This is a genomic window from Salmonella sp. SAL00653 (assembly GCF_046552515.1).
In the GTDB taxonomy this organism is placed as follows: Bacteria; Pseudomonadota; Gammaproteobacteria; order Enterobacterales; family Enterobacteriaceae; genus Salmonella; species Salmonella enterica.
The window spans coordinates 49417-62025 of sequence record NZ_JBGDTY010000005.1 but is presented as its reverse complement, the minus strand read 5'-3'; the positions used below and the strand labels follow the sequence as shown (position 1 = coordinate 62025).

Genomic DNA, 12609 nt, shown 5'->3' with positions numbered 1-12609 from the left:
GGAGAAGTTCAAACGGCAACGCCGCCGGATAATGACTTCCGGCGGCGTCACGTTATGGCGCATAAGTAATGCCCGACAGACGCAGCGCCATCGGGCCATTTTCACAACACAAGCGCTTACGCGTAAACCGGGAAGCGGGCGCAGATATCCAGCACTTTCGCTTTCACGCGTTCAATGGTGGCTTCATCATTGATGTTGTCCAGCACGTCACACATCCAGCCAGCCAGCTCTTTCACTTCCGCTTCTTTGAAGCCGCGACGAGTGACCGCTGGAGAACCGATGCGGATACCAGAAGTCACGAACGGGCTCTTAGGATCGTTCGGCACGCTGTTTTTGTTCACGGTGATGTTAGCACGGCCCAGCGCGGCGTCAGCTTCTTTACCGGTCAGGTTTTTATCCACCAGGTCCAGCAGGAACAGGTGGTTCTCAGTGCCGCCAGACACCACTTTGTAGCCGCGGTTCAGGAACACTTCTACCATCGCTTTGGCGTTTTTCGCCACCTGCTGCTGGTAAACTTTGAACTCCGGCTCCATCGCTTCTTTCAGTGCTACCGCTTTACCGGCGATCACGTGCATCAGCGGGCCGCCCTGCGCGCTTGGGAACACGGCGGAGTTCAGTTTTTTGTACAGCTCTTCATCGCCGCCCTTCGCCAGGATCAGGCCGCCGCGCGGACCCGCCAGGGTTTTGTGGGTGGTGGTGGTGACAACGTGAGCGTGCGGAACCGGGTTCGGGTAAACGCCTGCGGCAATCAGGCCCGCCACGTGCGCCATGTCGACAAACAGGTATGCGCCGATGCTGTCAGCGATTTCACGCATTTTTGCCCAGTCAACCACGCCGGAGTAGGCAGAGAAGCCACCGATAATCATCTTCGGCTTGTGCTCTTTGGCCAGCTTCGCCATCTCGTCATAGTCAATTTTACCGGACTCATCGATACCGTAAGGTACGATGTTGTACAGTTTACCGGAGAAGTTAACCGGGGAGCCGTGAGTCAGGTGACCACCCTGCGCCAGGTTCATACCCAGAACGGTGTCGCCCGGCTGCAGCAGCGCGGTGTAAACAGCGAAGTTAGCCTGAGAACCGGAGTGCGGCTGCACGTTAGCGTAGTCAGCGCCGAACAGTTCTTTCGCGCGGTCGATAGCCAGCTGCTCTACGACATCAACGTATTCGCAACCGCCGTAGTAGCGCTTGCCCGGATAACCTTCAGCGTATTTGTTGGTCAGCTGAGACCCCTGCGCCTGCATCACGCGCGGGCTGGTGTAGTTTTCGGAGGCGATCAGTTCGATGTGCTCTTCCTGACGTACTTTTTCCTGCTCCATAGCCTGCCACAACTCGGCATCATAATCGGCAATATTCATTTCACGCTTTAACATCCGCATCTCCTGACTCAGCTAACAATAAAATTTGTGCCTGAAAAGGCAGTCCGTGGGACTTCGGCCAACAGTATAACCGAATCATTCTTCGATAACAGGTCTTGACAAAGGTTTTTACGCAAACGATTACCTATGCGCCAGATAAGGGTTTCCTGAACGAGAGCCTGACGAATTTCAACGGATTTCTTTTCAGCTTTGTGATGCAGATTTTTCACGTTGTTACATCCATAACGTAAAGCAGAGAAGATCCATTTACAATGCAAGGGTATTTTTATAAGATGTATTTGATATACATCATTAGATTTTCACATAAAGGAAGCACGTATGCTTGACGCACAAACCATCGCTACAGTAAAGGCCACCATTCCCCTACTGGTTGAAACAGGACCGAAACTGACCGCCCACTTCTACGACCGTATGTTTACGCATAACCCGGAGCTCAAAGAAATCTTCAATATGAGCAACCAGCGTAACGGCGATCAGCGTGAAGCCCTGTTTAATGCTATCGCGGCCTACGCCAGCAATATCGAAAATTTACCGGCGTTGCTGCCGGCGGTAGAAAAAATCGCGCAGAAGCACACCAGCTTCCAGATTAAGCCGGAGCAGTACAACATCGTCGGGACGCATCTGCTGGCGACGCTGGACGAAATGTTCAACCCGGGCCAGGAAGTGCTGGACGCGTGGGGCAAAGCCTATGGCGTACTGGCTAACGTCTTTATTCATCGGGAAGCCGAGATTTATCACGAGAACGCCAGCAAAGACGGCGGCTGGGAAGGCACGCGCCCCTTCCGCATCGTTGCAAAAACCCCGCGTAGCGCACTGATCACCAGCTTTGAGTTTGAACCAGTCGACGGCGGTACGGTGGCGGAATACCGTCCCGGGCAGTATCTAGGGGTCTGGCTGAAGCCGGAAGGTTTTGCGCATCAGGAGATCCGCCAATATTCACTGACCCGTAAACCCGATGGCAAAGGGTACCGTATTGCCGTGAAGCGTGAAGACGGCGGCCAGGTATCAAACTGGTTACACCACCACGCCAGCGTGGGCGATGTGGTGCATCTGGCTGCGCCGGCAGGTGACTTCTTTATGAATGTCGCCGCTGATACCCCCGTTTCGCTGATTTCCGCTGGCGTCGGCCAGACGCCGATGTTGGCGATGCTCGATACGCTGGCGAAAGGACAGCATACCGCGCAGGTGAACTGGTTCCACGCGGCGGAGAACGGCGACGTTCATGCGTTTGCCGACGAAGTGAGCGAGCTGGGCCGTACACTGCCGCGTTTCACTGCCCATACCTGGTACCGCGAGCCGACTGAGGCCGATCGCGCCCAACGCCTCTTCGACAGCGAAGGGCTGATGGATTTAAGCAAACTGGAAGCCGCGATCAGCGATCCGGCAATGCAGTTCTATCTTTGCGGCCCGGTAGGCTTTATGCAGTTTGCCGCAAAACAACTGGTTTCACTTGGCGTGAATAACGAAAACATTCATTACGAATGCTTCGGCCCGCATAAGGTGCTGTAATTGCAAGAAATCCTCTGAAAAAACGGGCGTTATCGTTAAGGCGAACGCCCGTTTTCCTCCCCGTTCCCCTGCTTATTGCGCTGCTTTTTATGCCTTTCTTTTACAAAAAAGGGGAATAAAAAAAGTCTGTGCAAATCGTGTTATTATTAACGTTTGACTTAGCTCGTTAGGGCATCTTTTTATGCAGCAACCTGTTGTACGCATTGGAGAGTGGCTGGTTACACCTTCTGTTAATCAGATCAGTCGTCAGGGACGCCAGATTACTCTTGAACCACGGCTGATCGATCTTCTGATGTATTTTGCGCATCATCCGGATGAAGTGTTAAGCCGGGATAACATTATTGATCATGTCTGGATGCGCACCATCGTGACCAACCATGTTGTCACCCAAAGCATTTCTGAACTACGCAAATCATTAAGAGATGGCGGAGACAGCAATGCTGAATACATCGTTACCGTACCTAAACGCGGCTATAAGCTGACGGCGCCGGTTATCTGGTGCGAAGAAAATAGCGATGAGATCGATAATTCATCAACGTCGCCGCCGCCGCCGATCGCAGCAACGAATGCAGAACCGACAGAGGGGGCTACTGCCGCTACGCCTGTGCCGCCCGCCTCTTTGCAAACGCCGACTAAAAAGGCGAAAAAGCCGCGTATCGCCGCTTTCTGGACGTGGGTGATGTTCCTGCTCTCGCTGGCGACGCTGGTGGTGTTTATCGTGATGTCGGTGGTAGATCATAATGCCGCGGTAACAAAAACGCGGTTATTACTTAACCCACGAGATATAGATGTTCGTTTTGAAGGCGGCAATTCCTGTAATAACTGGGTCTCGCAGGAGTCCTACGCCATCGGTCTGGGCGGCTTAATCACCGACCTGCTGAACACCTACTCGACCTTTATGGTGCACGATAAAACTAATTACCGGGTTAATGAGCCAAGCAGCTCCGGTAAGACGTTAACCATTCAGTTTGTCAATCAGCGCCACTATCGGGCGCAGCAGTGCTTTATGTCTGTAGTGCTCATTGATAACGCCGATGGTTCAACCATGCTGGATAAGCGTTATTTCGTCACCAATACTAACCAGTTGTCCATCCAGGATGATCTGTTTAATAGCCTGTCTTTCGTTTTAACACAGCCCTGGCCTGATCGTATGCGAGAACAACTGGCCCTGTTCAGAACGCCGCAAAATACCGCGCTGATGCGTTTTTATGAGGCGCGCCAGCTTATTCTGAGCGGCGATGCGCAGGCGCTAAGTAAAGCCAGCGATATTCTGAATGGCATTATTAAGGAAACGCCTGATTTCAACTATGCCTATGAATATAAAGTGCTGGTAGATGTATTACGGCAATCACAGCAGCCGTTTGATAAAGAACAAGTGGCTGCGCTGAACGAAGAGTTTAAAAAAATAGATCAAATTCCGGGCGTTGAGAAAACCTCTGTTTATTATAAAATCAAGACCGTTGATCTGTTAGGCAAAGGTGATATCGATGCAGCGTATGAGGAAATCAATAAAAGCATCGAGCTTGAAATGTCGTGGTTTAACTATGTCCTGTTGGGGAAAGTTTACGAAATGAAAGGTGAGAATCGTCTGGCCGCTGATGCCTATCTGACCGCCTTTAATTTACGTCCAGGTGAAAACACGCTGTACTGGATCGAAAATGGCGTATTTCAGACATCCGTTCAGAAAATTGTCCCTTATCTGAATAGTTTTCTGGCAGAAGATTAAATTTAACGCTGAACCATGACGAATAAAAGCGAAAAGATATTAAATTTTTCGCTTTTATTTTGTGAAAAACATGTTTCCCAAAATAGCTTATGTTAATTTTGGCAACATATTCATCGCAAAGATATGTAAATATAACTCTTTGTAATTAAACGATGTTTATCCTTTCATGATATTTTTCATGATATTTATATGTTAATTCAAAAAAATCAATCTATCAGTTTTTTCATGTTTGTGTTTATTTCACTTTTTCTTTAGGACTTATCTCAACCCAATCGTTAATCTTGTCGACAGTTGAACGGGCACGCATCATATATGAAGCATAAGCCCGGTTCTTAAAAATACAGCTCAGGAGAAATGAACATGAGTTCTGTCAAAAAGATCGGGCTATTTGCCTGTACTGGCGTCGTTGCCGGTAATATGATGGGGAGCGGGATTGCATTATTACCCGCCAACCTTGCCAGTATTGGTGGCATTGCCATCTGGGGCTGGGTAATTTCTATTATTGGGGCAATGTCGCTGGCTTATGTTTATGCGAGGCTGGCAACCAAAAACCCTCAACAGGGTGGCCCTATCGCTTATGCTGGGGAAATATCTCCGGCGTTTGGTTTCCAGACCGGCGTTCTTTATTATCACGCAAACTGGATTGGTAACTTAGCCATCGGCATTACCGCTGTTTCTTATCTTTCTACGTTCTTCCCGGCATTAAATAATCCAATACCGGCAGGTATTGCCTGTATTGCTATCGTCTGGCTGTTCACCTTTATTAATATGCTGGGCGGGGCCTGGGTCAGCCGTTTGACAACGATTGGCCTATTCCTGGTGCTGATCCCGGTAGTCTTGACCGCAGTCGCCGGCTGGCATTGGTTCGATATCGCGACCTATCACGCGAACTGGAACACGTCTACGACGACCGACTCTCACGCCATTGTTAAAAGTATTCTGCTCTGCCTGTGGGCGTTCGTTGGCGTTGAGTCTGCCGCCGTCAGCACCGGCATGGTGAAAAACCCGAAACGCACCGTACCGCTGGCAACCATGCTGGGTACCGCGCTGGCAGGCATCATCTATATCGCCGCGACTCAGGTTATCGCCGGGATGTTCCCAGCTTCCGTTATGGCCTCTTCCGGCGCGCCGTTCGCTATCAGTACCTCCACGATTCTGGGTGGCTGGGCTGCGCCGCTGGTTTCCGCCTTTACCGCTTTCGCCTGCCTGACGTCTCTGGGCTCCTGGATGATGCTGGTCGGCCAGGCTGGGGTTCGCGCCGCCAACGACGGCAACTTCCCGAAAATTTACGGTGAAATGGATAAAAACGGTATTCCGAAAAAAGGTCTGCTGTTGGCTGCGGTGAAAATGACGGCGCTGATGATTCTGATCACCATCATGAACTCCAGCGGCGGTAAAGCGTCCGACCTGTTCGGCGAACTGACCGGGATTGCCGTACTGCTTACCATGCTGCCGTACTTCTACTCCTGTGTTGACCTGATTCGCTTCGAAGGGTTCAACATCCGTAACTCGGTAAGCCTGATTTGTTCTGTACTGGGCTGCGCATTTTGCTTCATCGCACTGATGGGCGCCAGCTCCTTCGAACTCTCCGGCACCTTTATCGTCAGTCTGATCATCCTGATGTTCTACGGTCGCAAAATGCACCAGCGCCAGAACAACGACAGCGACAACAATACGGCTGAAGCGCTTTAACCGCTAACTCCTTTTTCTCAAAGCCCCTTTCGTCACCTGCTATAGCGTAGCGGGAGGGGCCCACTTTACCAGGAACAAGACTATGAACGTTATTGCTATCATGAACCACATGGGCGTCTACTTTAAAGAAGAGCCTATTCGTGAACTGCATCGTGCACTGGAAGGTTTAAATTTCCGTATCGTCTATCCAAACGACCGAGAAGACCTGCTGAAGCTGATTGAAAATAACTCCCGCCTTTGCGGCGTCATTTTCGACTGGGATAAATATAATCTTGAGCTTTGCGAAGAGATTAGCAAGCTGAACGAGTATATGCCGCTGTACGCCTTCGCCAACAGCTACTCTACGCTGGACGTCAGCCTCAACGATCTGAGAATGCAGGTTCGCTTCTTTGAATATGCTTTAGGCGCCGCAACCGATATCGCGGCGAAAATTCGCCAGAATACCGATGAATACATCGACAATATTCTGCCGCCGCTGACAAAAGCGCTGTTCAAATATGTGCGCGAAGGGAAATATACTTTCTGTACGCCTGGCCACATGGGCGGGACCGCTTTCCAGAAAAGCCCTGTCGGCAGCATCTTTTATGATTTCTTCGGCCCGAACACGATGAAATCCGATATTTCGATTTCCGTTTCTGAACTGGGTTCACTGCTGGACCACTCCGGCCCGCATAAAGAAGCGGAAGAGTATATCGCCCGCGTCTTTAACGCCGAACGTAGCTACATGGTGACGAACGGCACCTCTACGGCGAACAAAATCGTCGGTATGTACTCCGCGCCGGCAGGCAGCACGGTACTGATTGACCGTAACTGCCATAAATCGCTGACCCATCTGATGATGATGAGCGACATTACGCCGATTTATTTCCGCCCAACCCGTAACGCCTACGGTATTCTTGGCGGTATCCCGCAAAGCGAGTTCCAGCACGCCACTATCGCTAAACGGGTAAAAGAGACGCCTAACGCAACCTGGCCGGTCCATGCTGTTATTACTAACTCAACCTATGACGGTCTGTTGTATAACACTGACTACATCAAGAAAACTCTGGATGTGAAGTCCATTCATTTTGACTCCGCCTGGGTGCCTTATACCAATTTCTCCCCTATTTATCAGGGTAAATGCGGTATGAGCGGCGACCGTGTAGAAGGCAAAATCATTTATGAAACCCAGTCCACGCATAAACTGCTGGCGGCGTTTTCACAGGCATCCATGATTCATGTTAAAGGCGACATTAACGAAGAAACCTTTAACGAAGCCTACATGATGCATACCACCACTTCTCCGCACTACGGTATCGTAGCATCTACTGAAACCGCAGCGGCGATGATGAAAGGTAATGCGGGTAAACGCCTGATTAACGGCTCTATTGAACGTGCGATTAAATTCCGTAAAGAAATTAAACGCCTGAAAAGCGAATCTGACGGCTGGTTCTTTGACGTATGGCAGCCGGAACATATCGATGGAGCTGAGTGCTGGCCGCTGCGTTCAGATAGCGCATGGCATGGCTTCAAAAATATCGATAACGAACACATGTACCTCGACCCGATCAAAGTCACTATCCTGACGCCGGGGATGAAGAAAGACGGTACGATGGATGAGTTCGGTATTCCGGCAAGTCTGGTCGCCAAATATCTCGATGAACGTGGCATCATCGTAGAAAAAACCGGTCCATACAACCTGCTGTTCCTGTTCAGCATTGGTATCGACAAAACCAAAGCTCTGAGCCTGCTGCGCGCGCTCACTGAATTTAAACGCGCCTTTGACCTGAACCTGCGCGTCAAAAACATTCTGCCGGCACTGTACCGCGAAGCGCCTGAGTTTTATGAAAATATGCGCATCCAGGAACTGGCGCAGAATATTCATAAACTGGTCGAACATCATAATCTGCCGGACTTAATGTACCGTGCGTTTGAAGTGCTGCCGAAAATGGTGATGACGCCGTATACTGCGTTCCAGAAAGAGCTGCATGGCGAAACGGAAGAGGTGTATCTTGAAGAGATGGTTGGTCGCGTCAACGCCAACATGATCCTTCCTTACCCTCCGGGAGTGCCGCTGGTGATGCCTGGTGAAATGATCACCGAGGAAAGCTGTCCGGTACTGGAATTCCTGCAAATGCTGTGCGAAATCGGCGCCCACTATCCGGGCTTCGAAACCGATATCCACGGCGCCTATCGTCAGGCAGACGGACGTTACACCGTTAAGGTGCTGAAAGAAAATACGAAATAAGTACCAAAGGGAAGTGGCTTGCTACTTCCCTTTTTTCACGCAGCAAGGAGACTTTATGAAAACACCCTCACAACCGCGCGCGATTTTTTACATCGTGGCGATTCAAATTTGGGAATACTTCAGCTTTTACGGCATGCGTGCCTTACTCATCCTTTATCTTACCCACCAGCTTGGTTTTAATGACAGCCACGCGATCAACCTCTTCAGCGCCTACGCCTCTTTAGTTTACGTTACCCCTATTCTTGGCGGCTGGCTTGCCGACCGCCTGCTTGGCAACCGCGTGGCGGTTATCACCGGCGCCTTATTGATGACGCTGGGTCATGTGGTATTGGGCTTAGAATCTGATTCAACGCTGAGTTTATATGCGGCGCTGGCCATTATTATCTGCGGCTACGGCTTGTTTAAATCCAATATTAGCTGTCTGCTGGGCGAACTTTACGCCCCTGATGACAACCGCCGCGACGGGGGATTCTCGCTGCTCTACGCCGCCGGGAATATTGGATCGATAGCCGCGCCGATCGCCTGTGGTCTGGCGGCGCAGTGGTATGGCTGGCATGTCGGCTTTGCGCTGGCGGGCGTGGGAATGTTCATCGGCCTGCTCATCTTTTTAAGCGGTCATCGCCACTTTCAGCAGACGCGCGGTGTTAATCGCCCCGCGCTGCGGGCGGTTAAATTCGCCCTTCCAACCTGGGGTTGGCTGGTATTAATGCTGTGTATCGCACCGGTATTCTTCACCCTCCTGCTGGAAAATAACTGGTCTGGCTATGTGCTGGCCATTGTCTGCGTCTTCGCGGCGCAACTTATCGCCCGTATTATGGTTAAATTTCCCGAACACCGTCGCGCCTTGTGGCAAATCGTTCTGTTAATGATCACCGGCACTCTCTTCTGGGTTCTGGCGCAGCAGGGCGGAAGTTCGATCAGTTTATTCATCGACCGTTTTGTCAACCGCCACTGGCTGAACATGACCGTCCCCACCGCATTGTTCCAGTCGGTCAATGCGATTGCGGTGATGGCGGCGGGCGTGGTGCTGGCGTGGCTGAGCAGCCCGAAAGAGAGCGCCCGCTCGGTGCTGCGCGTCTGGCTTAAATTTGCCGTGGGACTGGTATTAATGGGCGGCGGTTTTATGCTGCTGGCGCTAAACGCGCATCAGGCCCGGTTAGACGGGCAGGCATCAATGGGAATGATGATCGCAGGGCTGGCACTGATGGGCTTTGCAGAGCTGTTTATTGATCCGGTCGCGATGGCGCAAATTACCCGCCTCAACCTGCCTGGCGTCACGGGCGTGCTGACCGGTATTTATATGCTGGCGACCGGCGCGGTCGCTAACTGGCTGGCTGGCGTCGTCGCGCAACAAACCACGGAATCGCAAATTAGTGATACGGCGGTAGCCGCCTACGGACACTTTTTCTCGCAAATGGGCGAGTGGACGCTAAGTTGCGTGGCGCTGATCGTCGCCATTGTCGGCCTGAGATGGGTTTGCACCCGGACTACATCGGCGCTACCGCAGGGCGATTAAACGGTGGTTCGCTGCCCACAAGGAGGAGACGGGCAGCGAATCGGCACATCAGATAGCCGCGTCGTCTTCTTCGCCAGTACGGATACGAATAACGCGGGCGACATCAAAGACAAAGATCTTACCGTCGCCGATTTTCCCCGTCTGCGCGGTACGAATGATGGTATCAACACAGGTATCCACGATGTCGTCAGGCACAACGATTTCAATTTTTACCTTCGGCAGAAAATCCACCATATATTCCGCGCCGCGATACAGCTCGGTGTGGCCTTTTTGACGGCCAAAACCTTTGACTTCAGTGACCGTCATGCCGGTAATACCTACCTCGGCCAGCGCTTCACGGACATCGTCCAGCTTGAAGGGTTTAATAATCGCATCAATCTTTTTCATGCTATTCCTTGAAAAGGTCGCCTGTGTTTTGATCGGTTAAACGTAACATATTTCGCACTACTTTACGGCATGAAAACTACTCTTTGAAATCATTCGCATCCAGTTCGTGACGGGAGAGTAGCTTATAGAATTCCGTGCGGTTGCGCCCCGCCATCCTTGCCGCGTGCGTCACGTTACCTTTGGTAATTTGCAGTAACTTGCGCAGATAGTTCAGTTCAAATTGGTTTCGCGCTTCGGCAAAAGTTGGCAGCGCGGTGTTTTCGCCTTCCAGCGCCTGCTCGACCAACGCATCGCTGATCACCGGCGAAGAAGTTAACGCCACGCATTGTTCAATGACGTTGACCAGTTGGCGCACGTTGCCCGGCCAGCTTGCCGTCATCAGCCGTTTCATTGCATCAGTAGAAAAGGCGCGAACAAACGGTTTATGCCGCTGTGCCGACTGTCTGAGCAGATGATTAGCCAGCAGCGGAATATCCTCGGTACGCTCCGCCAGCGCCGGAATTTTCAGGCTCACGACATTCAGCCGGTAGTACAAATCTTCACGAAATTCGCCCCGCGCCATCGCCTTCGGCAGATCGCGGTGCGTCGCGGAAATAATTCGCACGTCGATATCAATATCGCGATTGCTGCCCAGCGGCCTGACTTTGCGCTCCTGTAACACCCGCAGCAGCTTCACCTGTAACGGCGCGGGCATATCGCCAATTTCATCCAGAAACAGCGTGCCGCCTTCCGCCGCCTGGAACAACCCTTCACGATTGCTCACTGCGCCGGTAAAGGCGCCGCGCGCATGGCCGAATAATTCGGACTCCAGCAACTGTTCCGGTAACGCGCCGCAGTTAATGGCGACAAACGGCTTGTTACTGCGCGGGCTGGCATTATGAATCGCCTGTGCGAAAATTTCTTTCCCGGTGCCGCTTTGTCCGTTAATCAATACGCTGACATCCGACTGCGCGACCATGCGCGCCTGTTCAAGCAGTCGCAGCATCAGCGGGCTACGGGTAACGATAGCGTTGCGCCAGCTATCGTCCGTCGCGGGAGCGGACTGCTCCAGCGCTTCATCTATCGCTTTATATAACGCGTCTCTGTCGATCGGCTTCGTCAAAAAGCTGAATACGCCCTTCTGGGTAGCGGCCACCGCATCCGGAATAGAACCATGCGCCGTCAGAATGATAACCGGCATTCCCGGCTGTACTTTCTGAATTTCTGTGAACAGTTGCATACCATCCATTTCGTCCATGCGCAGGTCGCTTATTACCAGATCCACTTTTTCCCGATGCAGTACCCGCAGTCCTTCCTGGCCGCTCTCTGCGGTCACGACGCTGTATCCTTCACTGGTCAGGCGCATACCGAGCAATTTCAGTAATCCGGGATCGTCATCGACCAGCAGCAGGTGCGCCGGTTTACGGCTTATCATGGCGTTACCTCATCTTGTGACGGCGACGGCGCCGCGCCATCTTCAGACGTCGCGGGTTTGTCATTCGTATGCGGCGTATCGGCGTTGTAATTCCCTGCCGGTTTTCGTGTCGAAAGCTGGCGCTCAATATCGGTTAAACTCTCCAGCTTACGGGTGGTAAGATCGAGCTGCGTTTGCAAGGCCTGTTGCTGCTGGCGCAGCGCATCAAGCTCACTATCTGACGTTTGCTGGAGCTTGCTATAACGCTGACGTTCGGCAGAAAGTGCTAATTGCAGCGCCTGACCGTCATGCCAGATTCGGTAGACGGGCCGTACCTGAGCCGGTATTTGCGCGCTTAACGCCTCCAGACGGGTCACTATGGCGCGCCGCTCCGGCGGCGTAATTTTTGCATCCGCCAGTAAAATCCCGCGCCTGAAAGCATTTTGCCAGTTATCATCCGTCAACGCGCGCGCCTCTGCGCGCGACTGAACCGGCATCAGACGATCGGCGCAGTCAATCGTGCGTAGCCAGTACAGCGGATTCGTCTCCACCGCCTGCCCGCGTAGCGACCAGATATCCGCGCACGCCGTCGGGAGATAATCCGCCAGTTGATAATGGGGGAGCGTGTCCTGCGCTGCGCTACCGGGCAGTTGCTGTGAAGCATGGGGAACACATGCGGTCAGCGCCAGACACGATATGCCCACCGGTATTCCCCACCGCAAAAGGCATCGTTTAATAGTTTGGACGAAAACGTGTGACATACGCACCAGGCTTAAATTCATA

The 12609-nt window shown here is 52.1% G+C and carries 9 protein-coding genes; 5 read left to right on the top strand and 4 right to left on the bottom strand.

Annotated elements, in window-relative coordinates; genetic code table 11:
- Nucleotides 1-116 precede the first annotated feature (116 nt).
- Nucleotides 117-1370: a serine hydroxymethyltransferase gene (glyA, locus tag ACLJRU_RS08065; RefSeq protein ID WP_000919178.1), complete on the bottom strand. Its 1254-nt coding sequence runs from the start codon at nt 1368-1370 to the stop codon at nt 117-119.
- A 324-nt stretch (nt 1371-1694) separates the two neighbouring features.
- Between glyA and hmpA the strand changes: the two genes are divergently transcribed.
- From hmpA to dtpD, 5 genes are all read left to right on the top strand, one after another.
- The gene (gene hmpA / locus ACLJRU_RS08060) at nt 1695-2885 is read left to right on the top strand and encodes an NO-inducible flavohemoprotein (protein ID WP_000883151.1); all 1191 of its coding nucleotides are present in this window, start codon (nt 1695-1697) and stop codon (nt 2883-2885) included.
- A 181-nt stretch (nt 2886-3066) separates the two neighbouring features.
- Entirely contained in the window at nt 3067-4611 is a 1545-nt protein-coding gene (gene cadC / locus ACLJRU_RS08055) for a lysine decarboxylation/transport transcriptional activator CadC (protein ID WP_023235144.1), read from the top strand.
- 360 nt (nt 4612-4971) lie between these two features.
- Nucleotides 4972-6303, top strand: coding sequence for a cadaverine/lysine antiporter (cadB, locus tag ACLJRU_RS08050; protein ID WP_000100008.1), 1332 nt, complete (start codon nt 4972-4974; stop codon nt 6301-6303).
- A gap of 82 nt (nt 6304-6385) precedes the next feature.
- Nucleotides 6386-8530, top strand: coding sequence for a lysine decarboxylase CadA (gene cadA, locus ACLJRU_RS08045; protein WP_023235145.1), 2145 nt, complete (start codon nt 6386-6388; stop codon nt 8528-8530).
- Between the two features lie 55 nt (nt 8531-8585).
- On the top strand, nt 8586-10046 hold the full coding sequence (gene dtpD / locus ACLJRU_RS08040; protein WP_000856793.1) for a dipeptide permease DtpD: 1461 nt from the start codon (nt 8586-8588) through the stop codon (nt 10044-10046).
- A 48-nt stretch (nt 10047-10094) separates the two neighbouring features.
- Here the strand turns inward: dtpD and glnB are convergent, their stop codons facing one another.
- The 3 genes from glnB to qseG all read right to left on the bottom strand — a co-directional run bounded on the left by glnB (nt 10095) and on the right by qseG (nt 12608).
- Nucleotides 10095-10433: a nitrogen regulatory protein P-II gene (glnB, locus tag ACLJRU_RS08035; protein WP_000717694.1), complete on the bottom strand. Its 339-nt coding sequence runs from the start codon at nt 10431-10433 to the stop codon at nt 10095-10097.
- 76 nt (nt 10434-10509) lie between these two features.
- Nucleotides 10510-11844: a two-component system response regulator GlrR gene (glrR, locus tag ACLJRU_RS08030; protein WP_024131115.1), complete on the bottom strand. Its 1335-nt coding sequence runs from the start codon at nt 11842-11844 to the stop codon at nt 10510-10512.
- Nucleotides 11844-12608 carry a two-component system QseEF-associated lipoprotein QseG gene (gene qseG / locus ACLJRU_RS08025; RefSeq protein WP_001054243.1) on the bottom strand — a complete coding sequence of 255 codons (765 nt, stop codon included), beginning with the start codon at nt 12606-12608 and terminating at the stop codon, nt 11844-11846. Before qseG ends, glrR begins: the two co-directional genes overlap by 1 nt.
- Between the last annotated feature and the right edge of the window lies 1 nt (nt 12609).

Excerpts from the sequence above, each read along its gene's own strand:
- glyA (WP_000919178.1), bottom strand. The coding sequence starts at position 1,370 with ATGTTAAAGCGTGAAATGAATATTGCCGATTATGATGCCGAGTTGTGG.
- hmpA (WP_000883151.1), top strand. The coding sequence starts at position 1,695 with ATGCTTGACGCACAAACCATCGCTACAGTAAAGGCCACCATTCCCCTA.
- cadC (WP_023235144.1), top strand. The coding sequence starts at position 3,067 with ATGCAGCAACCTGTTGTACGCATTGGAGAGTGGCTGGTTACACCTTCT.
- cadB (WP_000100008.1), top strand. The coding sequence starts at position 4,972 with ATGAGTTCTGTCAAAAAGATCGGGCTATTTGCCTGTACTGGCGTCGTT.
- cadA (WP_023235145.1), top strand. The coding sequence starts at position 6,386 with ATGAACGTTATTGCTATCATGAACCACATGGGCGTCTACTTTAAAGAA.
- dtpD (WP_000856793.1), top strand. The coding sequence starts at position 8,586 with ATGAAAACACCCTCACAACCGCGCGCGATTTTTTACATCGTGGCGATT.
- glnB (WP_000717694.1), bottom strand. The coding sequence starts at position 10,433 with ATGAAAAAGATTGATGCGATTATTAAACCCTTCAAGCTGGACGATGTC.
- qseG (WP_001054243.1), bottom strand. The coding sequence starts at position 12,608 with ATGAATTTAAGCCTGGTGCGTATGTCACACGTTTTCGTCCAAACTATT.